This is a genomic window from Thalassobaculum sp. (genome assembly GCF_965223715.1).
GTDB lineage: Bacteria > Pseudomonadota > Alphaproteobacteria > Thalassobaculales > Thalassobaculaceae > Thalassobaculum.
In genome coordinates this window covers 4257219-4282059 of the sequence record NZ_OZ245012.1, presented here as the reverse complement: position 1 = coordinate 4282059, position 24841 = coordinate 4257219, and the positions used below count along the sequence as shown (strand labels likewise).

General features: G+C 67.6%; 21 protein-coding genes. 5 read left to right on the top strand and 16 right to left on the bottom strand.

The features are described from left to right. Nucleotides 1-180 precede the first annotated feature (180 nt). Nucleotides 181-981 carry an undecaprenyl-diphosphate phosphatase gene (locus ACOQOP_RS19810; protein WP_420563541.1) on the top strand — a complete coding sequence of 267 codons (801 nt, stop codon included), beginning with the start codon at nt 181-183 and terminating at the stop codon, nt 979-981. Between the two features lie 45 nt (nt 982-1026). Beyond that, complete coding sequence (locus tag ACOQOP_RS19805) at nt 1027-2280, top strand: serine hydrolase domain-containing protein (protein WP_420563540.1); 1254 nt, start codon at nt 1027-1029, stop codon at nt 2278-2280. Here ACOQOP_RS19805 and ACOQOP_RS19800 read toward each other — a convergent pair. Next, nucleotides 2262-2540, bottom strand: coding sequence for a helix-turn-helix domain-containing protein (locus tag ACOQOP_RS19800; protein ID WP_420563539.1), 279 nt, complete (start codon nt 2538-2540; stop codon nt 2262-2264). The two genes, ACOQOP_RS19805 and ACOQOP_RS19800, sit on opposite strands and share 19 nt — an antisense overlap. A 144-nt stretch (nt 2541-2684) precedes the next feature. On the opposite strand from ACOQOP_RS19800, the gene ACOQOP_RS19795 reads away from it, so the two are divergent. Then, nucleotides 2685-2930, top strand: a complete 246-nt coding sequence (locus ACOQOP_RS19795) for a hypothetical protein (RefSeq protein ID WP_420563538.1) — start codon at nt 2685-2687, stop codon at nt 2928-2930. 12 nt (nt 2931-2942) lie between these two features. Here the strand turns inward: ACOQOP_RS19795 and ACOQOP_RS19790 are convergent, their stop codons facing one another. From ACOQOP_RS19790 to araD, 12 genes are all read right to left on the bottom strand, one after another. After that, a complete protein-coding gene (locus ACOQOP_RS19790) occupies nt 2943-3422 on the bottom strand; it encodes an acyl-CoA thioesterase (protein ID WP_420563537.1) in 480 nt (159 codons plus the stop codon). Between the two features lie 28 nt (nt 3423-3450). Continuing rightward, the gene (locus ACOQOP_RS19785) at nt 3451-7845 is read right to left on the bottom strand and encodes a translocation/assembly module TamB domain-containing protein (protein WP_420563536.1); all 4395 of its coding nucleotides are present in this window, start codon (nt 7843-7845) and stop codon (nt 3451-3453) included. A gap of 3 nt (nt 7846-7848) precedes the next feature. Beyond that, nucleotides 7849-9648, bottom strand: coding sequence for an autotransporter assembly complex protein TamA (locus ACOQOP_RS19780; RefSeq protein ID WP_420563535.1), 1800 nt, complete (start codon nt 9646-9648; stop codon nt 7849-7851). A gap of 119 nt (nt 9649-9767) precedes the next feature. Then, nucleotides 9768-9989, bottom strand: coding sequence for a hypothetical protein (locus ACOQOP_RS19775; protein ID WP_420563534.1), 222 nt, complete (start codon nt 9987-9989; stop codon nt 9768-9770). Continuing rightward, the gene (locus ACOQOP_RS19770) at nt 9982-11991 is read right to left on the bottom strand and encodes a TRAP transporter permease (protein WP_420563533.1); all 2010 of its coding nucleotides are present in this window, start codon (nt 11989-11991) and stop codon (nt 9982-9984) included. The genes ACOQOP_RS19775 and ACOQOP_RS19770 overlap by 8 nt, the downstream gene beginning before the upstream one ends. A gap of 93 nt (nt 11992-12084) precedes the next feature. Next, nucleotides 12085-13053 carry a TAXI family TRAP transporter solute-binding subunit gene (locus ACOQOP_RS19765; RefSeq protein WP_420563532.1) on the bottom strand — a complete coding sequence of 323 codons (969 nt, stop codon included), beginning with the start codon at nt 13051-13053 and terminating at the stop codon, nt 12085-12087. Nucleotides 13054-13203: 150 nt separating this feature from the next. Then, entirely contained in the window at nt 13204-14478 is a 1275-nt protein-coding gene (locus ACOQOP_RS19760; protein WP_420563531.1) for a sensor histidine kinase, read from the bottom strand. Nucleotides 14479-14704: 226 nt separating this feature from the next. Beyond that, nucleotides 14705-15175: a GFA family protein gene (locus ACOQOP_RS19755; RefSeq protein ID WP_420563530.1), complete on the bottom strand. Its 471-nt coding sequence runs from the start codon at nt 15173-15175 to the stop codon at nt 14705-14707. 26 nt (nt 15176-15201) lie between these two features. Continuing rightward, nucleotides 15202-16068 (bottom strand): TauD/TfdA dioxygenase family protein, encoded by an 867-nt coding sequence (locus ACOQOP_RS19750; protein ID WP_420563529.1) that lies wholly within the window; start codon nt 16066-16068, stop codon nt 15202-15204. Nucleotides 16069-16162: 94 nt separating this feature from the next. Then, complete coding sequence (locus ACOQOP_RS19745) at nt 16163-16861, bottom strand: SDR family oxidoreductase (RefSeq protein ID WP_420563528.1); 699 nt, start codon at nt 16859-16861, stop codon at nt 16163-16165. 2 nt (nt 16862-16863) lie between these two features. Beyond that, nucleotides 16864-17253: a hypothetical protein gene (locus ACOQOP_RS19740; protein WP_420563527.1), complete on the bottom strand. Its 390-nt coding sequence runs from the start codon at nt 17251-17253 to the stop codon at nt 16864-16866. 28 nt (nt 17254-17281) lie between these two features. Continuing rightward, the gene (gene araD / locus ACOQOP_RS19735) at nt 17282-19006 is read right to left on the bottom strand and encodes an L-arabinonate dehydratase (protein ID WP_420563526.1); all 1725 of its coding nucleotides are present in this window, start codon (nt 19004-19006) and stop codon (nt 17282-17284) included. A 148-nt stretch (nt 19007-19154) separates the two neighbouring features. Here araD and ACOQOP_RS19730 point away from each other — a divergent pair, with 148 nt between their 5' ends. Both ACOQOP_RS19730 and ACOQOP_RS19725 read left to right on the top strand, forming a co-directional pair. Further along, nucleotides 19155-20165 carry a hypothetical protein gene (locus ACOQOP_RS19730; protein WP_420563525.1) on the top strand — a complete coding sequence of 337 codons (1011 nt, stop codon included), beginning with the start codon at nt 19155-19157 and terminating at the stop codon, nt 20163-20165. A gap of 11 nt (nt 20166-20176) precedes the next feature. Beyond that, entirely contained in the window at nt 20177-20692 is a 516-nt protein-coding gene (locus ACOQOP_RS19725; RefSeq protein WP_420563524.1) for a cupin domain-containing protein, read from the top strand. A 4-nt stretch (nt 20693-20696) separates the two neighbouring features. On the opposite strand, the gene ACOQOP_RS19720 is transcribed toward ACOQOP_RS19725, so the two are convergent. From ACOQOP_RS19720 to ACOQOP_RS19710, 3 genes are all read right to left on the bottom strand, one after another. Then, entirely contained in the window at nt 20697-21953 is a 1257-nt protein-coding gene (locus ACOQOP_RS19720) for a hypothetical protein (RefSeq protein ID WP_420563523.1), read from the bottom strand. Then, a complete protein-coding gene (locus ACOQOP_RS19715; RefSeq protein WP_420563522.1) occupies nt 21953-22783 on the bottom strand; it encodes a hypothetical protein in 831 nt (276 codons plus the stop codon). Before ACOQOP_RS19715 ends, ACOQOP_RS19720 begins: the two co-directional genes overlap by 1 nt. Nucleotides 22784-23471: 688 nt before the next feature. Then, nucleotides 23472-24836 carry a glutamate--cysteine ligase gene (locus ACOQOP_RS19710; RefSeq protein ID WP_420563521.1) on the bottom strand — a complete coding sequence of 455 codons (1365 nt, stop codon included), beginning with the start codon at nt 24834-24836 and terminating at the stop codon, nt 23472-23474. Nucleotides 24837-24841: the final 5 nt, after the last annotated feature.

The window sequence follows — 24841 nt, the reverse complement described above, 5'->3', positions numbered from 1 at the left end:
GATTTGGACCTAAATTGGATCGTACTCGCCCTTTGGACCGGGAACAATCCCCGATCGATGGCAGCCATACAGTCATCCGATTTCGAATATAGATCCGTTTCGGGACTATTTTGCCGCCTGCGCCGGACCCGCGAATCTTATATGGTCCGTGCCGGTCATCGGACGGCGGGGGAAGTGCGCGTGTCCATCGAACATCTGATCCTCATCGCCCTCGTGCAGGGGATCACGGAATTCCTGCCGATCAGTTCCTCGGGCCATCTGATCCTGGTCCCCACCCTGACCGGGGAGGCCGATCAGGGCCTCGTCATCGACGTCGCCGTCCATGTCGGCACCCTCTTGGCGGTCTGTCTGTATCTCTGGCGCGACATCGGCCGGATGACCATCGGCACCCTGAACGGCCTGCGCGGCCGACGCGATCCCGGCTTCCGCCTCGCCCTGCAGCTCGTTCTGGCCACCATCCCCGTGGTCGGCGCCGGCTATGCCCTGCAGCACTACTTCGGCGGCATGCCGCGCTCGGCGGAGATCGTCGCCTGGGCCACCCTCGGCTTCGGCATCGTGCTGGGCGTGGCCGACCGGGTCGGCATGACGATCCGGCGGATCGAGCACATGCGCTACGGCGAGGCGCTGTTCATCGGCCTCGCCCAGGTCCTGGCGCTGATCCCTGGGACCAGCCGCTCCGGCATCACCATGACGGCCGCCCGCGCGCTCGGCTACGAACGCCAGGAGGCGGCCCGGTTTTCCATGCTGATGGGCATCCCGACCATCCTGGCCGCCGGCACCCTGATCGGGCTCGACCTGTATGAGTCCGGCGATGCCCGGCTGACCGCCGACGCGCTGATCGCCGGGGGGCTGGCCTTCATCGCCGCCCTGATCTCCATCGCCCTGATGATGGGCTGGCTGAAGCGGGCGAGCTTCCTGCCCTTCGTGGTCTACCGCATCCTGCTCGGCGGCGGCCTGCTGATCTGGCTCTATACGGCTTAAGGCTCACTGCCTAATCTCGGCTCCCAAAGAATGGAGGGAGCCGACATGACCGAACGCGCCGAGCACCAGAGCCTCACGGCCTTCGCCAACCAGACCGACAATCCCAAGGCGCTGGGCTTCGATGCCGGACGGCTCGCGCGGATCGGCGACTGGATGCAGCGCTACGTGGAGGCAGGCAAGCTGCCCTATGCCATGACCGCGATCCTGCGCGGCGGCGAGATCGCCTATCTGGATGCCCGCGGCTTCACCGATCCGGACGCGAAGCAGGTGCCGGCGGTCGACCACCTCGCCCGCATCTACTCCATGACCAAGCCGATCGTCACGGCAGCGGCCATGACCTATTACGAGGAGGCGCGGTTCCAACTGGAAGACCCGATCTCCCGCTTCCTGCCCGAATTCGCCGAGCCGAAGGTCTATGTCTCCGGCGAGGGCGACAGCATGGTCACCCGTCACGCCGAGGGACCGATCACGATCCGCCAGCTCATGACCCACACCGCCGGGCTGACCTACGGCTTCTTTGATCCGGGTCCGATCGGCGCCGCCTACCGCAAGAACAACGTCAACTATTTCCCGGGCAAGGAGACCTCCGCCGAGGTCACCAGGCGCACCGCCGCGGTGCCTTTGCTGTTCGAGCCGGGCAGCCAGTGGACCTATTCGGTCGCCACCGACGTGCTCGGCCGGCTCGTGGAAGTGGTCGCCGGAAAGCCGCTGGGCGAGGTGCTGCAGGAGCGGATCTTCGAGCCGCTCGGCATGCTGGACACCGGTTTCGGCGCGCCGGAGGAGAAGGTGGACCGGTTCGTGCCCTGCTACGAGAAGTCGGGCCAGGGCATGAAGCGCGGCGAGGAGGCGGCGACCTCCAAGTTCCTCGGCAGGCAGGTCATGGAATCCGGCGGCGGCGGGCTGGTCGGCACCCTGCCCGATTACCTGCGCTTCATGGAGATGATGCGCCGGGGCGGCACTTTCGGATCGGCCCGCATCCTGGGTCGCAAGACCGTCGACCTGATGATGTCGAACCATCTGCCGGGCGACATCGCCTCCATGGGCCAGTCGAGCTTCTCGGAAATGCCGATGGTCGGGATCGGCTTCGGCCTCGGCGGCTCGGTCCTGCTGGACACGGCGGCGGCCCAGATCCCGGGCAGCCCGGGCGAGTTCGCGTGGGGCGGGGTGGCGAGCACGGGGTTCTGGATCGACCGGGCGGAGGAGATCTCGGCGGTGTTCTTCACCCAGCTCACCCCGTCCTCGGCCTGGCCGCTGCGCCGCGAGCTGCGGGTGCTGACCTATCAGTCGCTGGTCGACTGAGCCTCAGGCTGTGGATCCTTCTCGCGTGGCGGGCCGTCATAGTCCGCCACGCCGGCCGCCACGGCCGAGCAGGCGAGCCGGATGTATTTCGGGATCTGCACCTTCTCGCCGTCGCGCTCGCCCTTCTCGTAATACTGGACGACCCGGCGCTTAAGCCCGAGCGCTTCGGCGGCTTCCTTCTGCGACAGCTTCAGCGCCTTGCGCCAGCGCTTGAAGTCCGACGGCTTCATCGCATTGGAATCGTTGGACTGTTTAGCCACGCATATCCTCGCGCTCGGTTGTGCGGCGATTTAACAGCTTCTTAAGGGTCCAGCCAATATAAAATGCGCACGACGTGCGGTTTTATCCCTTGAATAGACGCACCTCGTGCGCATATGAATGTTTCTTGAAACATGGAGGGCACAATGGCGCGTCATCTTTTCCTGCATAACGGGGTCGCCTACGAAGGGGAGCTTGCCCTCTTCAAGAGCACCCATGTCGGCGCCTCGGGCGCCCAGGCCACCGCCGATCTGCCGGGTCTGCGTCCGGGCTTCCTGTACAGCGTGACCGACGGCACCGAAACCCGGATCATGGACGACGAGGTGGCGGTCCACCGCTACATGTTCAGCCATCCGGGCGCGACCGTCTCCACGGTTCCGCTGCGCCACTGACAGCAACAGGACCTAGCCGGGGAAGGGACCGTCTCCGGCCAGGTCACAGGCCTTCATGAGCTGACCGCGCAGCGCCTCGGAGATCGGCACCGACTTGCGGGCGCGCGGATCGAAGCACACGGCGGTCGCCACCGCCGTCACCCGGCAGGTCCCGTCCACGAAGATCCCCTGCTCCACCCGACACGACGTGTTGCCGAACCGGGTCACCCGCGTGCCGGTCCAGGCGATGCCAGGAAAACGGATCTCCCGCACGAAATCGATCTCCAACCGCCGCACCACCCAGGTGGTCTCCGGCGAGCCGCCCTCGGCCGCCGCACTGTAGAGATTCTCCCCCGCCGCCATGAACATGCGCACCCGGCCGTTCTCCAAGAACACGCCGATCGCGTTGTTGTTCACATGCCCGACGATGTCGAGGTCGCCGGCGCGCAACCGCTCCTGGGTCCAGAAGGCGTAGCTGTCGGGCGTGCTCGGATCGAAGGCGGCGTCGGTCATGGAAGATCCTCGGGACGGTGAGGTCCCCTCAATAGTCGAGCTCGTAGGTGACGCCAACCCGGCTTTGGGAGTCGGCGCCCACATCGGTCTCCACCGAGATGCTGTCGGTCACCTCCACTTCCACCACCGCCCGGCTGGAGGCGCCCGACAGGCCCTGCTGCAGCTTCAGGAACACGCCCGGCGCGATGTACTTGCCCACGGACAGGGAGGCGCCGACCGACCCGTCATCGGCCGTACTGGTGTCGACGTCGATGGTGTCCACGCCGATCGCGTCGCGCACCTGCTCGGTGATCCCCGGCCCGGAGCCGAAACTGCCGGACAGGATCGCCGCCGACCGGGCCAGCTTCAGCGCCTGGATCGGGGTCAGCTCCGCCTTGGACGAGCCGAACAGGATATGGGAGAGGATGTCCTCCTCCGGCAGGGCAGGGTCGCTTTCCAGGCTGATATCCGGGTCGCTCGCCCGTCCGCCGACCACGATGGACGCGCGGATCTCCGTCAGCTCGGCGGTCAGCCGCATGTCCAGTGCCGGATCCTCGGCGTCACCGCCGTCGAAGATCACCCGGCCGCGCTCGAAGTTGAAATTCTCGCCGACGGCGCTCAATACGCCCCGGCGCACCGAGATCTCGCCGTCGACCACCGGCGCGTCGGCCAGCCCGGTCACGGTCAGGTTGCCACCCCACTCGCTGTCCAGCCCTCGGCCGCGCACGAAGACCTGGCCCGGAATGTCGATTTCCAGGTCGAGACGCAGGGGGGCGCTGGGCGCCTCCTCGGCCTCCTCGCGCTCTTCCTCCCGCTCGGGATCCTCGATCACCCGGCCGTCGCGCATCTCGACCACCTCGATCTCGACGACGCTGGGCGGCAGGTTCTCCGGAATGCGGATCTCCGTCGGCAGGACCGTCACCTTGCCCTCGAGCAGATATTCCGGCGCCTGACCGCTGGCCTTCAGGTCCATGTCGATGGAGACCGACGCCATGTCCATGTCGGACGCGTTGAAGTTGTCGGCGGTGATGGTGATATCCGCTGGGAAGCCGGTCTCCGGGTCGGCCGACAGGCTGCCGGAGGCGGATACGGTGCCGCCGCCGGCCGCCCGGGCGTCGAAGCGGCGGATGACCAGCTCCTGGCCGGCGCCCTCGGCGCGCACGGTGAGGTCGCGGAGGTAGAGGCCGGCGGAGGGCACGTCCACCCGCCCCTCGTCGACCGTGACCGCGCCCGACAGCGCCGGATCGCCGACCGTGCCGTCCGCCCGCACCCGGGCCTGGGCCTTGCCGGCCAGGGCGACCAGGTCGAGCGGCAGGAAGGCCGAGACCCGGCCCAGATCCATGTCGGCATCGACCCTGGCTTCCAGCCCCGCGGCCTGCTCGAAGACCGGTGGCGAGCCGGCAGGTCCGGCCGATCCGTCGACGACCGCCGAGACCGTCGCCGTCGCGCCGTCACCGATGGAGGCGTCGAGCCGGGCGGTCGCCTGCCGGTCGGACAGCCTCAGCCCCGCCTCGGCGACCAGCGGCGGCACATCGGCCAGGTTCGGGTCGAGGGTCCGTACCCCTGGCGTGGAGAGGGCGATATCCGCATCGGGGTTCTCGATCGGGCCGGAGACCGAGATGTCGCCATTGATCCGCCCGTCCAGCTCCAGGGTCGGATCGGCCAGCCGGGCCAGGGCCGCCGGCAACTCGCGGATGGCGAGGGCGACGTCCAGATCGGCGGTGTCGAGCCCGACATGGCCGCTGACCCGGCCGTCGTCGATCGCCAGATCGATGCCGTCGATGCGCGGCGCCGGGTCGAGCGCCACCTGCATCGGGCCCTGCTGGCGGATCAGCGCGTCGCCCACATCGGCGTCGAGCCGGCGGACCGTGATCGGGCCGGAGGCGATGTCGAGCGGGACCGACGCGGCGGCGGCGAGCACCACCGGCACGCCTGCCTCGGCCTCCGCGTTCAGGGTGACCTCGGCCACCCCGCCGGTCACGTCGGCGCCGAGCACCGCCGTCTTCAGCGTCGCGCCGTCCGCCGTTACCCCGCTCAGCGTCAGGTCGACCCGGCCGTTGGCCGTACCCGTCGCATCGGCCAGGGACGCCTCAAGGGTCGCGCGCTCGACCGTCGGGCCCTCGGCCACCGCAAGGGAGGTGGCGTCCAGGGTCAGACCGATGCCCTGGCCCCGTCGGTCGGTCAGGGAGACGGCGCCAACGATGGTGCCGCCGGTGAGCGGCAGGTCCAGGGCGGTGCCGACCACGCCCAGATCGGCGACGGAGATCTCGAGGTCGCCGCTGGCCAGGGTGCTCTCCAGGTTGACGGCGGCGCCACCGGAGACCGAGGCGCCGAGCCCGTCGAGCGACAGGCCGCTGACCTGCAGCACCCCGTCGGCCAGGGCGTAGCCGAAGGACAGGTCCACCGGCTCGCCACGGAACCGGAGCGCTGTCGTCACATCGCCGGCCGGGCTGTCGGGCAGGCCGGCGACGGTGGCCGAGCCGGTGATCTCGTCCACCGGCGTGCCGGCGGCGACGAGCCGCGTGATCCGCCAGGAGGCTGAGGCCGCCGGCGCCTCCAGCGTGCCGCCGAGCGCCACGGCGACCGCGGCGGCCCCGGACAGGTCGGTGCCCGCGATCCCGCTCAGGGCCGACAGATCTTCGGCAGCGAGGTCGATCCGCCCGCCGATCTCGCCGCCCGTCAGATCCAGGGAGAGATCGCCGGCCGCCCGCGCCGCGGCGGCGGTCAACTCCAGGCCGATCACCTCCAGCCGCTGGTCGGCATCGAGGCTGATGCCGGCGATCAGGCCGGGCGACGGGCCGACCAGGCCGCTTAGGGCCGGATCACCCAGCGCGACCTCCGAGCCGTCGACCGAAAGCGTCGCGGAGACGGTCAGCGGGTCGAGATCGACCGTGCCGTCCACCGCCAGCTCGGCCGCCCCCGACAGGTCCATGCCGGCCAAGTCGCTGAACCGGCCGAGATCGGATGCGGTCACTTGCAGGGTCGGGGTGAGCCGGCTGCCGTCGACGAAAGCCGCACTTCCGGACAGGGTGGCCGCCTCGGTGGTCAGGGTAAGGCGCTCGACGGTCGCCTCCAGGCTGTCCGGGGCGACCTCCGCGGCGGCGCTGAGCGCGATCCGAGGGCCGAGCAGCCCGACCGTGTCGATCCCCTCGACCTGCGGCGTCGCCACGCCGCCGTCCAGCGCCACCCGGATCTGCGCCGGCAGTTCCGCCAGCGCCCGGTCCGCCTGCGCCGTCAGGGTCAGGGCCAGGTCGTCGAGCGCGACGTCGTCGGCGACCAGTACCCCGCCGAGCGTGGCGACCAGCCGCCGGCCCTCCTCCTCCAGCCGGGCGGACAGGGTCACGTCGCCGGCCAGCGCCAGTCCTGCGAGGTCGGCGAAGGTCGCCAGCTCCGGGACCGCGAGATCCGCCTGGGCCGCCACCGGCGTGCCGGCCGCATCCACCGCCGCCGAGGCGGTCAGGCTGGCCGCCGGCAGGGAGATCTCCAGACTGTCGAGACGGGCACTGCCGTCCGGCCGGGCCTGGGCGTTGAGCGCGAGCTTGATCGGCTCAGACAGCAGCGGGCGTAGGTCGGACGGCGCCAGGCGGGAGGCGGCGATGCTGCCATCGACCGCAAGGCCGTAGCCCTGCTCGGTGGAGCGCACCACAAGGTCGAGGTCCAGGCGCGCCTGCGGACCGAACCCGCCCTCCAGCGCGCCCTGCCAGTGCTCCAGCCCGCCCTGACCGGTGAGCGACAGGGCCAGTGGCGGCCTGCCTTCGATGTCCAGCAGCCCGGCGACCAGCCCGCCCTCCGGCTCGCGCAGGCTGAGATCGGCGCGCAGCACCCCGCTGGACGGCACCAGCGCGGCATCGATCTCCGCCCGGGCGGGGGGACCCTGCGGCCGCACCGCTTCCACCCAGCCGCCGGCCCGCACCTCGTCGGCGGTCAGCGCGGCCGACAGATCGGCCGTGACCGTGACCTGCTCGCCGGCGATGGACGGGCCGAGAGTCAGGGCATCGACCGACAGGCGGTCGAGCGCGACCTCGATCCCCGGCACCTCGAACCGGAGGGAGAGCGGCTCTGGATCGGCCGGTTCCGGCTCCTCCGGCGTCTCGGGCAGCACCGGCAACCGCTCCAGATCGGCATCCGCCAGGGCCAGGACGTTCACCGAGACCCGGCCGCCCAGCAGGTCGAGCAGGGTCCAGTCCAGCAGCAGCGAGCCGGCCCGGGCGAACTGTCCCTCGGAATCGTATGCGGCGACGTCGCGCAGTTCGATCCGGCCGGGCAGGGTGCCCTCGATCGCACCGATGCTGACGCGCACCGGGCCGGACGCGGTGGCGTCCTCCACCAGGGCAATGATCCGGGCCCGGCCCCAGTCGGTATTGGCGACCGCGACGACCCCGAGCACCGCGATCACAAGGATCCCGACGAGACCGGCCAAGATGAGGAGCGCGCGCCGCAGCATCGCTCAGAACGCCTGGCCGAGACTGAAATAGACCTGGAAGACGTCGTCGCTGTCTCGGGGGTTGAGGGGGAAGGCGATGTCGGCGCGGATCGGGCCGATCGCGGTGAAGTAACGGAAGCCGAGGCCGGCCGCCCATTGCAGCTCCTCGTCCAGGCTCGGCAGTTCCTGGTCATAGACCTGGCCGGCATCGACGAAGGGGACGATGCCGAAATCGCCGTAAACCCGCCAGCGCAGCTCCAGGCCGAAATCCAGCAGCGCGCTGCCGCCGGTCGGGTCGTTCGAGGCGTCCAGGGGGCCGACACTCTGCAGCGCATAGCCGCGCACCGAACCGGAGCCGCCAGCATAGAAGCGCTTGTCGGCCGGCAGGTTTCCGGTGGAGGCGCCGACGATGGAGCCGATCCCGGCCCGCCCGGCCAGCACCAGGTCGCCCTCCTCGTCCAGAGCGTAGTATTCGGAATGGCGCAGCGAGGTCGAATAGAAGGACAGGGTCGAGCCGAGGCTCTCCAGATAAGGGGTGAACTTGATCCGGGTCCGGCCGCCCTTGGTCGGGTTCAGCAGGTCGTTGGAGGTGTCGATCGAGGCGCCGAGCGGGATGCCGACCAGCGTGTACCGGTCCTCGCTGCCGTTCTCCTCGATCCGAGAACGCTCCAGGCTGAGGCCGTAATCCACCGACAGGGCCTGGGACAGGCGACGATCGAACCGGCCGGACAGCTTGTAGCTCTCGCTGTCATAGCTGTCGGTGTACTGCTCGACATAGCCGGTCTCGACGGTGAAGTTCTGGTCGGTGACCAGCACGTCCGGCACGGTGAAGGCGCCGGTCAGGCTGGTCTCCACCTCGGCGACGGTCACTTCCGTGCGCAGCTTCTCCGCCCCGCCGAACAGGTTGCGATGCTCCCAATGGGCGCGGGTGCCGAGCCCCTCGGAGGTGGAGACGCTGATGCCGGCGCCGATGCTGCGCGGCGGATGCTCGCGCACGGTGACGGTGACCGGCAGCAGGCCATCCGGCCCGACCTCGTCGCCGAAGGCGATGCCGGCGCTGTCGAACAGACCGGTGCTGACCAGCGCGCGACGGCCCTGGTCGATCTTCCGGATATCCACCGGCTCGCCATAGGCCCAGGGCAGGCGGCGCACAATGTAGTCGCGTTCGACGCTCTCGTTACCCTTGACGGTGACCTCGCCGTAGCGCGCCCGGCCGTTCGGGGCGACGCGGAACAGCAGGTCCATGGTCTTGGCGTCACGGTCGATCACGGCCTTGCGCTCGACGAGCTCGGCCAGGGGATAGGCCTGTTCCTGCATCAGCCGGATCAGGGTGGTCTCGGCATTCACCACGGCCGTGGACCTCGCCGGTTCGCCGCGCTCCAGGCCGAGCTTGTCGCGCGGCAGCTCGACGCCCGCCGGGACCTCGCCGTCGCCCCCATTCTGCCCGGCGGTGCGCACGGTGACCGTCTCGAAGGTGTAGACCTCGCCCGGATCGCCATAGACCAGCACCCGCACCGGGCCGCCCGGCTCGGCCGGCTCGTCGATGCGGGGCACGAAGACCGCGTCGTAATAGCCCAGCGAGCGGGCGACGCTGTTGAAGATCTCCTCGTCCTCGCGGGCCCGGCGTTCCAGGGCGGCGCGGGAGATCGGGAGGTCGTCGATGCGGGACTTCAGGACCGAGCTTTCCTCCACCAGCGACTTCAGCTCGCCGGTGCCGTCCAGCCCCTCGATGGTGACCTCATAGGGGATGCCGGACTGCTCTTCCTCGGCCGTATCCTGTGCGGAGGCCGGCCGGACTCCGCCTGCGAACAGCAGGAGTCCCAAAACGAAAATCAAAGCAGAGCGCATGAGCGCGGCCGGACCTTTGGTGGTCAGAACCTTCGGGTATAAGGGCCCATCCGCCGGGTGTCACGCCTTCCCACTGTCGCCAGCGGGAAGGGCGATCACTCTTCCGGCATCTCGATCGGTTCGCGGGTGATCCGTTCGCCGGGCTTGTGGGTCAGCACGATCGCCAGGACCACGACGAGGCCGATCGCCAGGCAGATCGTGGTGAAGATGTTGAAGGCGAAGGTGTGCAGGTAGAACACGCCGACCACACCGAGCAGCACGAAGGCGACGACCAGCAGGCCCCAGTGCCACGCCTTGCCGATGAAGATGTCAGCCATGCGCGCCTCCCTTGCTGCCGGCGAACCGGGGTACCGGATCGCGCCGGCGCATCACGGCGACGGTCGCCCCGAGCGCCAGTCCGCCCAGGGACAGAATGACACCCGGAATGCCGAGGATGTCGACGGTCGGCGGCATCAGCGCCAGCACCGCGGCGGCGAACACCGCCAGCCGCATCAGCCCGTTCAGCGGACCGTAGAGCCAGGACTCCAGGGAGGCGGACAGCAGCCAGAGCCCCGCCACCGCCGCCAGGGCGGAATAGATCGTCCAGGCGATCGAGCCGTCGAACAGCAGGGACGGGTTATAGACGAAGGCGAAGGGCACCAGGTATTTGGCGATGCCGACGCGGGCGGATTCCACCGCCGTCGCCATCGGCGGCGTCTTGGCGATCGCCGCGCCGGCGAAGGCGGCCAGGGCCACCGGTGGGGTGATGGTCGAGACCACGCCGAAATAGAAGGCGAAGAGATGCGCCGCCATCGGCAGCACGTCCAGCTTCTCCAGGGAGGGCACGATCAGGGCCGAGACGGTGATGTAGACCGCCGTGGTGGTCATCCCCATGCCGAGCACGATGGCCGCCACCGCCGTCAGCGCCAGCAGGATCAGCAGGTTTCCGCCGGACAGGTCGATCACCGACTGGGTGAACTTGAGGCCGAGGCCGGATACGAAGACCGAGCCGATGATGATGCCGGCGCAGGCGCAGGCCACGGTGACCGGCACGGTGGAGCGGATGCCGCTCTCGAACGCCGCCAGGATGTCGGCCGGACTCATCCGGGTCGCGGGCCGGATGAAGCTGAGCCCGATCAGCGCCAGGATGCCCCAGAAGGCCGACTTCATCGGCGTGTAGCCGGTGACCAGGAAGAAGATCAGCACGCCGAGCGCGAACAGCAGGTGCCAGCCGTCCTTCAGCACCTCCAGGGCGCGCGGCAGCCGGTCCTTGGAGATCCGTTCGATCCCGGTCTTCTCGGCCTCGAAATGCACCATGAAGTAGATGGTGGCGAAGTAGAGGAAGGCCGGGATGAGGGCGGCCAGGATCACGTAGACATAGGGCAGCGCCAGGTTCTCGGCGATGATGAAGGCGGCCGCCCCCATGATCGGCGGGGTGATCTGTCCACCCGACGAGGCGCAGGCCTCCACCGCGGCGGCGAATTTCGGCCGGTAGCCGAGCTTCTTCATCAGCGGGATGGTGAAGGAGCCGGTGGTCACCACGTTGGCGACCGCCGAGCCGGAGACCGTGCCCATGAAGCCGGAGGCGACGGTGGCCGCCTTGGCCGGGCCGCCGACCCGGTGGCCGGTGAGCGAGACCGCGAGGTCGATGAAGAACTTGCCCGCCCCGGAGCGGATCAGCAGGCCACCGAAGATGATGAACAGCACGATGTAGGTCGCGGCCACATGCAGCGGGATGCCGAAGATGCCGTCGGTGCTCATGAACATCGTGTCGATGTACTTCGCCGGCCGGGTCGGCGGGCCGTAGAAGAAGCCGAAGAACTTGTGGGCGTAGAGCGCGTGCACGATGAAGAAGCCGGTCACGCAGACCATGGCGATGCCGACCGTGCGGCGGGTCGCCTCCAGCACCAGCGCGATGCACAGGGTGCCGACGATCAGGTCGCCCTCCTCCTTGGAGCCAAGGCGGAGCTGGAAGGCGTCGATGTCCCACATGGTCCAGACATGGACGAAGATCACCGCCCCCACGAGCAGGAGGTCGATGGCGAAGCCGAGCTTCTGGAGGGGCGTCTCGATCGGCTCGAAATGGGAATTGCGGAACAGCGGCTGGATCAGCAGCGCCAGCACCATCATCACCGTCAGGTGGGTGGTGCGGAACGAGCGCCCTTCCGGCGTGCCGAACTCGGCGACATACAGATGGAAGAAGGCAAGCGAAACGGCGATCACCACGCAGAACAGGGTGATGGTCCAGGACAGCGTCCAGCGCTTCTGCACCAGCAGCCGCTCCAGGAACGTGACCTCCTTGACCTCGCCGTAATCGAGGGCGTTTTCCGTCTGGCTCATCGCGGCCGTCCCGGCTGTCTCAGTCTAGAAAAAGGAAACGCGAAGCGGACGCCGGAGGGACCGGCGTCCGCGAAGATCCGCGATGCCGGGCGATCAGCTCGCCGGGCGCACGCCCTTCTCTTCGTAATATCGCGCGGCACCCGGATGCACCGGGACCGAGGCGCCGTTCAGTGCGTTCTCGAGGGTCACCTCGTTCCACGTCTTCTTCACCTCGGCGAAGGCGGCGTGGTTGTCCCAGAACACCGACATCATCTGATAGACGAGGTCGTCCGGCAGATCCTTGCTGACGATCATGCTGGTGACGATGCCCAGGGTCGGGATGTCCTGCTCGACACCCTCATAGGCGGCCGGGGTGATGGCGCCGCGGATGTAGCCGGGATTGGCCTTGATGATCTCGGTCAGCTTCGGCTCCGGCACGCCGATGAAGCGCAGGCCCGGGCTGTGGTTCAGCTCGATGAACGAGGCCTGCGGCATGGAGGTGGCGGCCATGAAGACGTCGATATGGCCGTCCTTCATCAGGGCGACGGACTCGGTGTAGTCCACGTAATGGACCGTGCCGCCGTTGTTCTTGATGTCCTCGAAGTTGAAGCCGTAGGCCTGCAGGATCGATTCCGCGAAGGCCGTGCCGGTCCAGCCGGTCTTGCCCGGCGAGATGTTGGCGTTCTTCATGTCCTCGAAGGACGTGATCTCGCTGTCGCGCGGCACCGCCACCTGGAAGGTCGACGGATAGAGCGTGGCGAAATAGGCGATGTCCTTGACCGCCTTGTCGAACTTGCCGTTGCCGTTGAAGCCGTTGGCCGCGGTGTGGGCATAGGTCCAGCCGATCTCAGCGTCGCCGCCGCCGACCGCCTTGACGTTGGCGATGCCGCCGCCCGACGTGTTGGACGCGGCGATGCCGTCGATGTTGTCCTGCATCACCTGCATGATCTTGGCGCCGAGCGGATACCAGGAACCGCCGGACGGACCGGACACCATGCGGATGAACTGATCGGCGCTGGCGCCCGTCGCGCTCAGGGCCAGAATCGGGGCGGCAACCGCCGCCGCGCGTGCGAGACGTCTCATCGTGTTTCCTCCATCACGTTCAATTCTCACGGGCCGTCTTACGCGGCCGTCGACATGCAAAATTGCATCACAGTGCCGGCGAGGCAAGAGACCATGGACACGCAGGCAGGAAATGACGGGGATCGGCGGGCAGCATCGGCCCGCAGGCGCTCAGCCGCGCAGCCGTTCTTCGGGGAGGTAGAGATGGGCCGTCGTGCCTTCGCCGACGGTGCTGGTCAGCACCAGGGAGCCGCCATGCAGCTCGGCCAGGGTGCGCGACAGGGCGAGGCCGAGGCCGAGCCCTTCTGAGGCGCGCACCTGGGCATGGTCGCCGCGCACGAACGGCTCCATGACCCGCTTCAGCTCCTCGGGCGAGATGCCGAAGCCGGTATCGCTCACCGCGATGTCCAGGCCGCCATCGGGCGCGAGCCGGATCGCCAGGGAGATCCGGCCGCCGCTCTGGGTGAACTTCACGGCGTTGGACAGCAGGTTGATGATGATCTGGCGGATCTTCGACGGGTCGCAGCGCAGCGGCGGCAGACCGGGATCGACCGTCACCGTCATGGTCAGCCCCTGGGAGGACGCGCGTTCGGCGATCAGGGCCTCGCAGGTCGCCGCCAGCTCGGCCAGCGGCACGACCTCCTCCTCCAGGGTGATGCGGCCGGTCTCCAGGCGCGACAGGTCCATGGCCTGGCCGATCAGGATGTCCAGATGCTCGCCCGCATGGACGATGTTGCTGGCGTATTCGATGTAGCGCTTGTTGCCGATCGGCCCCCAGAGCTCGGCCTCGATCGCCTGGCCGAAGCCGATGATCGCGTTCAGCGGGGTGCGCAGCTCGTGGCTCAGGCTGGCGAAACCGTCATGGCGGGTGCGGTCTAGCTCGCGGGCATGCTCGCGCGCCATGGCCAGGTCGCCGGCCAGCGCGTAGTTCTCCAGCCGCAGGCTGATGCTCTCCACCAGGGTGCGCGACACCACCCGGCCCCAGGCCGCCACCGCCCCGAAATACGGAATCCCCACCACGCCGATGGTCCGCAGGACCGGCTCGTCCGAGGCGAGGAAGCCGACCACCGGCGGAACCACGACGATGGCCAGGTAACCGACGAAGCAGCGCCACCAGATCGCGAAGGAGAAGACCGAGCCAGCACCCAGGGCGGCGATGCAGGCGGCGTAGAGGGTGACCGCGTCGAGCGGCATCCCCCCGGAGAGCAGCAGCAGCGACGGCACCGCCCAGATGGTCGCCGAGGTCAGCGCGCCGATCTCGTAGGCCCGGGCCCAGGCGCGGTGGTTCCCGCCGGTGATCCGGCGCCGGCGGGCCAGGGACCAGACATAGACCCGGGCGCACGCCACCAGGACATGCACCGCCATCCAGGTCAGCGCCGGCACCGGCCCGACCGCGTCGATGCCCACATAGGCCAGAACGACAGCCGCAAAGGTGCTCGCCAGCATCGAGGCCGGCGACCTGTACAGATAGCGAACCCGTTCCGTATTCAACGCGTCGCTCGACACGCCGAATCCCGGCCCGGTCCCCCCTCTCCCCTCAAAGGCGGGAGCGGCCATGTCTGACCTCCCAATAGGCACGGGCGGCACGCGGTGCCGCCGTCTGCTGCGACGCTACAAAGCTTAAAGTTAAGGATTGGTTGATTTGGAAACGGGTCTCCCAGCCCGCCCGCAATTACGAAACAAGACCACGATTTTCATGCCAGTCCGGGATCGATTCAGTCGGATACTCCTCGAAACACTGGTCGCCGGGCCCGGTCGCCGGCTCCACCCAGGAAGCCTTGGATCCCAGCATCAAATGGACCTTCTCCGGCGGCACCGGCAGCGGGGTGTCGATGGCCGAGGCAAAGGGATGGATGAGCTCCGGCCAGCGGCTGTCCCAGGCCCAGAGCATGCTCCCGAAATGGGAGCAGAAGCGCCGGCCGAGCGGGCTCGGACCGCCCGGCTCCTCCACGTGATAGACCGTGATGTGCTCCTCGCCCTCGACCGACAGGCTGTCCGCCTCGCCGCCGAGATTGATGGCGAAACCGCCGCCGCCTGCCGTCTTGCGGCAGATCGAGCAGTAGCAGAGGTTGAAGGGATAGGGATGGGCGCTCTCGATGCTGAACCGCACCTTGCCGCAGTGACAGGATCCCTGAAGCTTCATGTCCCCTCCCCCATGGCGCTGCGGCCTCAGTGCGGCCGGTCGCCCTGCAGTGTCACCCGGCGCATGTGCCGGCGGTGTCCCTCGTAATCGTTGACCGCCCGGTGCATCAGGCAGCGGTTGTCCCAGACCGCGACCGAGCCCCGCTCCCAGCGGAAGCGGCAGATGAACTCGTCGCGGATCGAATGGGCGTAGAGATAGTCGAGCAGCGGCTTGGACTCCGCCTCGCTCCAGTCCTTGAAGCGGATCGTGTAGTTCGGATTGACGAACAGGCCCTTGCGGCCGGTCTCCGGATGGGTGCGCACCACCGGATGCTCGATCAGCCGGTCGCCCTCCTCGTTGGCGTCGATCGCCATGGAGACCGAGGTGTTCTTGCCCCCCTGGAACTTCGACTGGCTGCCGTAGGAGCGGGTGCCGCTGTGCAGCGCGGTCATGCCCTCCAGCGTCTGCTTCAGCCCGTCGGACAGGGTGTCGTAGGCGGCGTATAGATCGGCGAACAGGGTGTCGCCGCCGCGCGGCGGCACGTCCAGCGCATAGAGCAGCGAGCCCATGGCCGGGGTCTCCAGGAAGCTGGTGTCGGTGTGCCAGTTGCCGCCGAAATTGTACTTCCCGACATCCTCCGCCTCCTTGACGATGTCGATGATCTCCGGATGGCCCTCCAGCGACTTCACGAAGGGGATGGCCACCGGTTCGCCGAACAGCCGGGCGGCATGCTTCTGGCGCTCCGGGTCGTCGAGCTGCTGGTCGCGGAAGAACACCACCGAATTCGCCAGGAAGGCCGCGTGCACCTCGGCCGCCTGGGCGTTGGAGAGCGGCGCGCCGAGGTCCACGCCCCCGATGATCGCGCCGATGGAGCCGCCCAGCGGCTCAACGGAGATGGTGTCGTAGCTGGGCATGGTGGCGTCCTCCGCGGGTTCTCGTTTTGCGTCAGTCTATCCCCTGACGACGAGAGCGCGAACCGCCGATTGTAGCCATCGATTGAGGTTCTTCTCACACACTTCGTGTGATGCCGCCGTCTACCCTCAGGTTTTGTCCCGTGATGTAGGACGACGCGTCGGACACTAGGAAGGCCGCCACATCGGCGATCTCCTCGGCCTTTCCGTAGCGGCCCATGGGGATGCGGGCGCGGAACGCCTCCTTCTCCGGCCGGCTGTCGATGAAGCCGGGCAGGATGTTGTTCATGCGGATGCCCGAAGCGGCGTATTTGTCGGTCACCAGCTTGGTGAAGGCGGCGAGCCCGGCGCGGAACACGCCGGAGGTCGGAAACGCCTCCTCCGGCTCGAAGGCGGCGTAGGTGGAGATGTTGACGATCGTCCCGCCACCCTGTTTCTCCATGATCGGCACGACCAGACGGGTCATGCGGATCACGTTCATCAGATAGACGTCGAGGCCGAGATGCCAGTCCGCGTCGGTCAGCTCCAGCACCGGCCCCTTCGGACCATGACCGGCGGAGTTCACCACCGCGTCGATCCGCCCCCACTTGTCGAGGGCGGCATCGACCAGGGCCTTCAGCACCTCCGGCTCCAGGTTGGAGCCGGTCACCGCGATCCCGCCGAGCTCCTCGGCCAGCGCCTCGCCCTTGCCGGAGGAGGAGTTGATGGCGACGGCATAGCCCTCCGCCGCCAGCTTGCGCGCGACCGCCGCTCCCATGCCCGAGCCGGCGGCGGTGATTAGAGCCGTTTTAAGCATGGTCAATTAGCCTTTCGGTTATGCTTCAACTGCATATCAACACAGTATAGACTGCTGGAATGTGATTCTTTTAATGTGATATTGAGTAGGTCTTCACATATTAAATCGTGCGTATTTTCAATTCTGACTTCAAAATTCTCACCATCACTTTCAGCTCCATAAATTCTAACCCCGCCCTGCCTGAGATACTGAACCACTAAACTGTCTAGATTCACAAATCCCAGCTGCCGATTTCTATTCCTAGACACGCATCGGACTACGCCTTTTCCAGTATCGGAAACATAGCGGTCAGCACAGACAACACCGTTAGGATCACCGATTATTGCCGTATCTCCTGCCGCCGAATTGCAGCCCACAATCAGGAGAATGGCAGCGGAGAGCCACTTTCTCATCGATGGCTCTCCATTGTTCTTCCCCGGCTCAATGGATCTCCGGCTCCGGCGTCTTCACCGTGCCCATGAGCACGTCGAAGTCGCAGCCCTTGTCGGCCTGGGTGATGTGGTCGGCGTAGATCGCGCCGAAGCCGCGCTCGAACTTGCGCTTCGGCGGGGTCCAGGCGGCCTTGCGGGCGGCCAGTTCCTCCTCCGACACATCCAGATGCAGGCGCCGTCCATCCACGTCGAGCTCGATCATGTCGCCGTCCTGCACGAAGGCCAGCGGGCCGCCGACCCAGCTCTCAGGCGCAACGTGCAGCACGCAGGTGCCGTAGCTGGTGCCGGACATGCGGGCGTCGGAGATCCGGACCATGTCGCGGATGCCCATCTGCAGGATCTTTTTCGGGATCGGCAGCATGCCCCATTCCGGCATGCCCGGCCCGCCCTGGGGGCCGGCATGCTTGAGCACGATGACGCTGTCCGGCGTGACGTCCAGGTCCGGATCGTCGAGCCGGGCGGCCATGTCGTTATAGTCGGCGAAGACCACCGCCGGGCCGCGGTGCTTCATGAACTTGGGATCCATGGCGGTCTGCTTGATGACCGCCCCGTTCGGCGCCAGGTTGCCGCGCAGCACCACCAGGCCGCCCTGCTGCTTCAGCGGGTTGGCACGGCGGCGGATGACCTCCTCGTTATAGACGTCGGCATTGGCGATATCCTCGCCCAGGGTCTTGCCTGAGACGGTCACCGCGTCGGTGTGCAGCAGGTCCTCCAGCTCCTTCAGCAGGGCCGGCAGGCCGCCGGCGTAGAAGAAGTCCTCCATCAACCACCGGCCGGACGGGCGGATGTCGGCGAGCCACGGCACCCGGCGCGAGATCGTGTCGAACCGCTGCAGGTCGATCGGCAGGCCGAGGCGGCCGGCCATGGCGATCAGGTGCACCACCGAGTTGGTCGATCCGCCCATGGCCATGACGGTGGAGATCGCGTTCTCGAACGCGCCCTCGGTCATGATGTCGGAGGGCTTCAGGTCCTCCCACACCATGTCGACGATGCGCCGACCGGACAGGGCCGCCATGCGGGAGTGGTTGGAATCCGGGGCCGGGATGGCGCTGGAACCGGGCAGCGACATGCCGAGCGCTTCGACCGCGCTCATCATCGTCGCGGCGGTGCCCATGGTCATGCAGGTGCCGGGGGAGCGGGCGATGCCCTCCTCGATCTCCTCCCAGTCGCGCTCGGTGATGTTGCCGACCTTCAGCTCGGCCCAGTACTTCCAGGTATCGGAGCCGGAGCCGAGCGTCTTGCCGTGCCAGTTCCCGCGCAGCATCGGACCGGCGGGCACGAAGATGGAGGGGATGTTCATGCTGGCCGCCCCCATCAGGAGCGCCGGCGTGGTCTTGTCGCAGCCGCCCATCAGCACCGCCCCGTCGGCCGGATAGGAGCGCAGAAGCTCCTCGGTCTCCATCGCCAGCAGGTTGCGGTAGAGCATGGTGGTCGGCTTCTGGAACGGCTCCGACAGCGAGATCGCCGGCAGTTCGACCGGGAAGCCGCCCGCCTGCCACACGCCGCGCTTCACCTCTTCCGCGCGCTGGCGGAAATGGGTGTGGCAGGGATTGATCTCGGACCAGGTATTGACGATGGCGATGACCGGCTTGCCCTGCCAGTCCTCGCGGCTGTAGCCCATCTGCAGGGTCCGCGAGCGGTGTCCGAAGGCGCGAAGATCCGCCGCCCCGTACCAGCGCGCACTGCGCAGATCCTCATACTTCTTGCGCGCCATCTCATGTCCCTCCGGTCGCATGTTTATCAGTGTTTTGCCGCAGTCGAGCACCGCGCCCGGCGGGGGTCAAGGTGCGGCATCGGGGTGGCCCGGACCGCCACAGGCCGCCATACTCGCCGCCTGAATAACTGAATGCGCCGGGGGGCCCATGGAGTTCGACGCACACCACCTTCTGATGATGCTGGGGTTTCTCCTGGCCGCCTATTCGGTCGTCGCCAACGACGCGATCCAGACGCTCGGCACCTTCCTCAGCTCCAACAGCCACCGGCCGTGGTGGCTGCTGTGGCTGTTCGCCGGCGGCATCCTGACCTTCGTCTTCTTCTACGGCTGGCACGCCTATGAGGGCGACATCTCCTATGGCCGGCTGGAGAAGTTCCCGATCCCCGACCTGTTCACCTGGGCACTGGTCCTGCCGCCGCTGATCGTGCTGATCCTGACGCGCTACGGCATCCCCGTGAGCACCACCTTCCTGATCCTGACCTCGTTCACCGCCACCGCCCTGCCGGCCATGCTGATGAAGTCGATCATCGGCTACCTGCTGGCCTTCGGCGTCGGGCTGATCGTCTACCTCGTGATCAGCAAGCTGTTCTACAGCCGCATCATGGCCACCCGGGACAGGGAGCCGGCGCGGTACTGGGTGGCGCTGCAGTGGATCTCGACCGGCTTCCTGTGGAGCCAGTGGCTGGTCCAGGACCTGGCCAATATCTTCGCCTACCTGCCGCGCCAGCTCGACATGTCGATGCTGATCTTCGCGCTGGTGGTGATGCTGGTGCTGCACGCCTACCTGTTCTACCGGCGCGGCGGCGCGATCCAGGGGATCGTCACCTCCAAGACCAACACCCAGGACATCCGTTCGGCCACGCTGATCGACTTCGCCTATGCGTTGATCCTGATCTTCTTCAAGGAATTGTCGAACGTGCCCATGAGCACCACCTGGGTGTTCCTGGGCCTGCTGGCCGGCCGGGAACTCGGGCTGGTGCTGATGCTGAAGGTGACCTCGCTGAACCAGGCCGGACGCACCGCCGCCTCCGACATGGCCAAGGCGATCGCCGGCCTGGTCGTCAGCATCGCGGTCGCCTTCGCGATGCCCTATCTCGCGGCCTATACCGGCGGCTTCACCCACGACCACGAACATCCGGTGACCGTGTCGCCGGACTGAGGAAGGACGCCATGACCGAGGACAGCCCGACCGTCTCCACCCTGAGCTTCGGGCCCGACCGGGCCGCCCCCAACCATCCCCACCTGCCGGTGGTGATCCTGGCCGGGGCGGTGGCGGACGACATATCGGGCCCGGAGGTGCAGGCAACCGTGCGCCGCAACGGCTGGGGCGGGGCCTGGCTCTACGGCGTCTTCCCCTATCACCACTACCACTCCAACGCCCATGAGGCGCTGATCTGCGTCGGCGGCGAGGCCGAGCTGCAGCTCGGCGGTGACGGCGGGGAGACGGTGACCGTGCGGCGGGGCGACGCCCTGGTGCTGCCGGCGGGGACCGGCCACAAGTGCCTGTCCGCCAGTGCCGATTTCCTGGTCTGCGGCTGCTATCCGCCGGGACAGGAGACCCCGGACCTGAAGCGCGAGACCGACAGCCGGGAGGGCGTGGACGACCGGATCGCCGCCGTCCCCCTGCCCGACACCGACCCGCTGTTCGGGGCGGGCGGGCCGCTGCTGGAGGCCTGGGGCCGGTAGGGCGCTACGTCCGCGCTCCGGCGCGGCGGCGGCGCTTGACCTTGGGTTCGACCTTCGGCTTCGCCCGCTCCTCCTTGGCCGCGGCGACCCGCTGCTCCAGTTCCCGGTCGACCGTGTTGTCGGTCCAGTTGACCATGGTGCGGACCATCTGAACCCGGGCCATCTCGAAACCGCGGCGCACCTTGGAGCGCTCGTCCTCCTGGTTCACCTCCTCGTCCGGCATGACCGGCAGGTTCGCCAGGATGTAGCCGATGGCGTCGTCGATCTGCTCGCCCTCGTTGCTGTCGAGGGCCGTGAACCAGATCTTGCAGAGGTGGTTCCAGCCGTCGAGGGCGTAGGACACGTCGCGGCGGATCTGCTGGGCGAAGGCCTTGGTCTTGTCGTACTCGCGGAACACGTTCATGAAGAACGAGAAGAACTGCTCGATCTGGTTGAACCGGTCGTCGACATAGTCGAGGAAGTCCTTGATGGCGAAGCGGACCAGGGTGATCCGGTCCGACGTCTCCGAGCGCGCGGTCTTGGAATACTGCGTCATGGTCCGGTCCATGCGCTTGATCTCGTTGCGCGTCCGGGTCAGGAAGCCGTCGGTCTTGTTCTCCGCCTCGATGTTCACCGCGCCGAACGGCGCCATGTAGCTGGTCAGTTCCTCCAGCCGCTGGTTCACCACCTTGACCGGCGCGTTGAGTTCCTCCGAAGCGAAGGACAGCACCCGCTCGGTCAGGGCCGAGGCGTCGAGCCCGGCCTCCCGGCTGGCCTCCTTGTCCTTGGTCAGCCGCATCAGAAGGGCGGTGTCGGCGCTGGCCATGAAGGCGTCGCCCTTGCGGATGCCGCAGTCCCGGGTGAGCTGGGCCAGGAAGCTGAGATAGGTCATCAGCCGGTCCTGCTTCTCCCGGTCGACCTCCAGCGCCGCCTGTTGGCGGACCTCCTCGGTCTCTCCCATGGCCTGGTCGACGCGGATGCGGATCTCGCGGACCTTGAACGGGTCCGGGGATTCGGAATCGTCGATGTCGTCGATGCGCTGGTACAGCTCCTTGTCGCGCAGGGTCATGCCGGCGAAGGCCGGCACGTCGCGCCAGGGCAGGATCATGACGCTGCGGGAATCGGTTCCGCCCATGCCGCTGGGCACGGTGATCTCCCAGTCCAGTTCCACGCCCAGATCGACCACCCGCAGCCGGCATTCGCGCAGGCTGCTGCTCTCGAACGGCACGCTGGCGCCGCGGGCCTCGAAGCTGAGGGGCATGGGACGGCCTTTGCGGCTCATCACGGCACCTCCTGCATCGAGTCGGAGAAGTTGCTCCAGGTGGACTGGTCGACCGCCGCGGCCGCCCGGTCCAGGATCACGTCGGGGTCGGTCTCACTGCCGCCGAAGGTGGTCATGCCGATATGGCAGCGCAGGGCGATCCGCTTGCCGTCCTGCTCGATCGGCCGGCCGCAGGCTTCCCGCACCCGGCCGGCCAGGACCTGCGCCCCCTCCAGGGTCAGGCCGGTGGCCACCAGGCTGGCGAACCAGTTGCGGCCGAGCCAGGAGACGATATCGGCCGAGCGCATGGTGGTGCAAAGTCGGGTGCAGATCAGCTCCGCCAGGACCTCCTCCGGCACCGGCTCCTCGGGCAGGACGCGCAGCAGGATCATGTAGCCGATCTGGCCGTGGCGATGGACCACCGCACCCGTATAGGCGATCAGCCAGCGGAACGCCTCGCCATCGACGCAGTTCACCTGGTCGATCACCCCGTTGCCGAAGCCGGACGACCGGATGCCGTCGGCCCGCCGGATCTGCAGCGCCACCGCCTCGGGCACGGGACCGTCCACCTCGGCGGCGACGATATAGTGATCCGCCCCGCGGCGCGTCGCCTCCAGGCCGGCCGCATGGGTCGGGACGATCACCACCGAGGTCACGCCGTCCTGGCGGACCGGCCCCTCGCCCTGGGCATCCTGGGCCAGCGAGCCGACGACGACGCCCCCCGGCGGCACCTCATGCCAGGACTCGCAGGCCACCGGACCGCGGAATCCCTTCCCGCCTTCGCCGATCATCCGCTGGGCCGCAACCTGAGCCGCCAGATCAGCTCCGGAGATATAGACCGAACGCTCCATTCCACCCTTCTCCCGGCTCCCGACGACTGGCGTCATCCGACCTCCGGCCCGCCTGTTACCCAACCCTTCAGTGCCCGCGATACGCGTGTCGGGCGGGATCTCGCCCTACCCCGCCCTCGCTCCAGGCCACCGAAGCGACCGGGTCTCACCGGCGCGTGGCCCGGAGATTTGAAACAGTCTCCACCCCGCCGGGAACGACCGGACGACTCACGTCGGCGAACCCGTTCGATTTACGGAATATTTCGATTTCTTCCGCGCTTTTGCCCTGAGCCCCCAGTATTCCTTAAATGTATCATACGCGGAATTTCAGCCTCAACCGGAAAACCCGATCAAAAATAAGACAATTAAATACTTTTTGTTTTCATTTTTGATCGGATCGATGCATTTCTGCTTTCGTCGAAATGTAACATCTTATTCAGCTATCGGTCATAACTGCACGCGGACCTGCGACGCGGACCGACGCGGCAAGTGATAGAGGCCAGCTTTTAAGATTGGGTTAACTGAATCGGCGGCGCCGGGAGCGGTCTCGGACCGCGTCAGCCGGACGAGGACGGCGGGTCGGGGAGCCGGGCACGACCCGTGCCGCTCCGCGTTATGCAGAGAATATATTTTCCCGCGATGCGCGCGACCGCGACGGCATCACCGACACCACGGACATGCCTCCGGCAGGGCCGGAGGCATGGGCCGGTCAGTAGCGTAGTTCGGTGAAGACGGGATCGACGCTGCCGTTCCAGCGGCCGTTATAGGCCTCGATCAGGTCGGCGGCCTGGCTGCGGCCGGTGGCGACGATCTCCTCCAGCGGCTTCAGATAGCCGGTCTCGTCCTTGCCCTGGAAGTCCTGCCGGGCCCGGCGCTTCAGCCCCTCGCGCGCCAGGGCGACCACGTCGGCCGACCAGTCCTTCAGGCTGCGGCCGCGGAATTCGGCGGCGAGCCCGTGGCGCGGCACGGCGTTGCGCAGCTCCTCCTGCTCCTCCACGGTCCAGTCCCGGCAGAGCTGCCAGGCCTGGTCCTGCACGCCCGGATCGTACAGCAGACCGACCCACAGGGCCGGCAGGGCGCAGATCCGGCCCCAGGGCCCGCCGTCGGCGCCGCGCATCTCGATGTATTTCTTCAGCCGGACTTCCTGGAACACCGTGGTGGTGTGGTCCGACCAGTCGCCCATGGAGGCGGTATGGCCCGCCACCTCCGGCAGCTTGCCGGCCATGAAGTCGCGGAAGCTCTTGCCCGCCACGTCGATGTACTGGCCGTCGCGGTAGACGAAGTACATCGGCACGTCGAGCAGGTAGTCGACATAGCGCTCGAAGCCGAAGCCCTCCTCGAAGACGAAGGGCAGCATGCCGCAACGGTCCGGGTCGGTGTCGGTCCAGACATGGCTGCGGTACGACCGGAACCCGTTCAGCTTGCCCTCGGTGAAGGGCGAGTTGGCGAACAGGGCGGTGGCGATCGGCTGCAGGGCCAGGGAGATCCGGTACTTCTCCACCATGTCGGCCTCGGACTCGAAGTCCAGGTTGGCCTGGATGGTGCAAGTCCGCTTCATCATGTCGAGGCCGAGATTGCCCTTCTTGGGCATGTAGGCGCTCATGATCCCGTAGCGGCCCTTCGGCATCCACGTGATGTCCTCGCGGGTCGAGGTCGGGTCGAATCCAAGGCCGAGCATGCCGACCCCGAGCTCGTCGCAGACCTCGCGGACCTGGGCGAGGTGGGTATGCACCTCGTCGCAGGTCTGGTGCAGGTTGTCGAGCGGGGCGCCGGACAGCTCGAACTGGCCGCCGGGCTCCAGGGTGATGGCGCAGCGTCCCTGGGTCAGGGCGATGACCTTGCCCTTCTCCTCGATCCCCTCCCAGCCGAACCGTTTCAGGCCGTTCAGGATCGCACCGATCCCGTCGGGGCCGTCATAGGGCAGCCGCTTGTGGTCGGACAGGCGGAAGGCGAACTTCTCGTGTTCGGTCCCGACCTTCCAGTCACTGCGCGGCGTGACGGCGGAGGAGAACCACTCGATCAGCTGCGCCTTATCGGTGATGGGCGCACCCTGATCTTCAGGCGGACGGGACATTGGGC

Coding starts and splice junctions, on each gene's coding strand:
- ACOQOP_RS19805 (WP_420563540.1), top strand. CDS start 1,027: ATGACCGAACGCGCCGAGCACCAGAGCCTCACGGCCTTCGCCAACCAG.
- ACOQOP_RS19795 (WP_420563538.1), top strand. CDS start 2,685: ATGGCGCGTCATCTTTTCCTGCATAACGGGGTCGCCTACGAAGGGGAG.
- ACOQOP_RS19790 (WP_420563537.1), bottom strand. CDS start 3,422: ATGACCGACGCCGCCTTCGATCCGAGCACGCCCGACAGCTACGCCTTC.
- ACOQOP_RS19785 (WP_420563536.1), bottom strand. CDS start 7,845: ATGCTGCGGCGCGCGCTCCTCATCTTGGCCGGTCTCGTCGGGATCCTT.
- ACOQOP_RS19775 (WP_420563534.1), bottom strand. CDS start 9,989: ATGGCTGACATCTTCATCGGCAAGGCGTGGCACTGGGGCCTGCTGGTC.
- ACOQOP_RS19770 (WP_420563533.1), bottom strand. CDS start 11,991: ATGAGCCAGACGGAAAACGCCCTCGATTACGGCGAGGTCAAGGAGGTC.
- ACOQOP_RS19765 (WP_420563532.1), bottom strand. CDS start 13,053: ATGAGACGTCTCGCACGCGCGGCGGCGGTTGCCGCCCCGATTCTGGCC.
- ACOQOP_RS19760 (WP_420563531.1), bottom strand. CDS start 14,478: ATGCTGGCGAGCACCTTTGCGGCTGTCGTTCTGGCCTATGTGGGCATC.
- ACOQOP_RS19755 (WP_420563530.1), bottom strand. CDS start 15,175: ATGAAGCTTCAGGGATCCTGTCACTGCGGCAAGGTGCGGTTCAGCATC.
- ACOQOP_RS19750 (WP_420563529.1), bottom strand. CDS start 16,068: ATGCCCAGCTACGACACCATCTCCGTTGAGCCGCTGGGCGGCTCCATC.
- ACOQOP_RS19745 (WP_420563528.1), bottom strand. CDS start 16,861: ATGCTTAAAACGGCTCTAATCACCGCCGCCGGCTCGGGCATGGGAGCG.
- ACOQOP_RS19740 (WP_420563527.1), bottom strand. CDS start 17,253: ATGAGAAAGTGGCTCTCCGCTGCCATTCTCCTGATTGTGGGCTGCAAT.
- araD (WP_420563526.1), bottom strand. CDS start 19,006: ATGGCGCGCAAGAAGTATGAGGATCTGCGCAGTGCGCGCTGGTACGGG.
- ACOQOP_RS19730 (WP_420563525.1), top strand. CDS start 19,155: ATGGAGTTCGACGCACACCACCTTCTGATGATGCTGGGGTTTCTCCTG.
- ACOQOP_RS19725 (WP_420563524.1), top strand. CDS start 20,177: ATGACCGAGGACAGCCCGACCGTCTCCACCCTGAGCTTCGGGCCCGAC.
- ACOQOP_RS19720 (WP_420563523.1), bottom strand. CDS start 21,953: ATGAGCCGCAAAGGCCGTCCCATGCCCCTCAGCTTCGAGGCCCGCGGC.
- ACOQOP_RS19715 (WP_420563522.1), bottom strand. CDS start 22,783: ATGGAGCGTTCGGTCTATATCTCCGGAGCTGATCTGGCGGCTCAGGTT.
- ACOQOP_RS19710 (WP_420563521.1), bottom strand. CDS start 24,836: ATGTCCCGTCCGCCTGAAGATCAGGGTGCGCCCATCACCGATAAGGCG.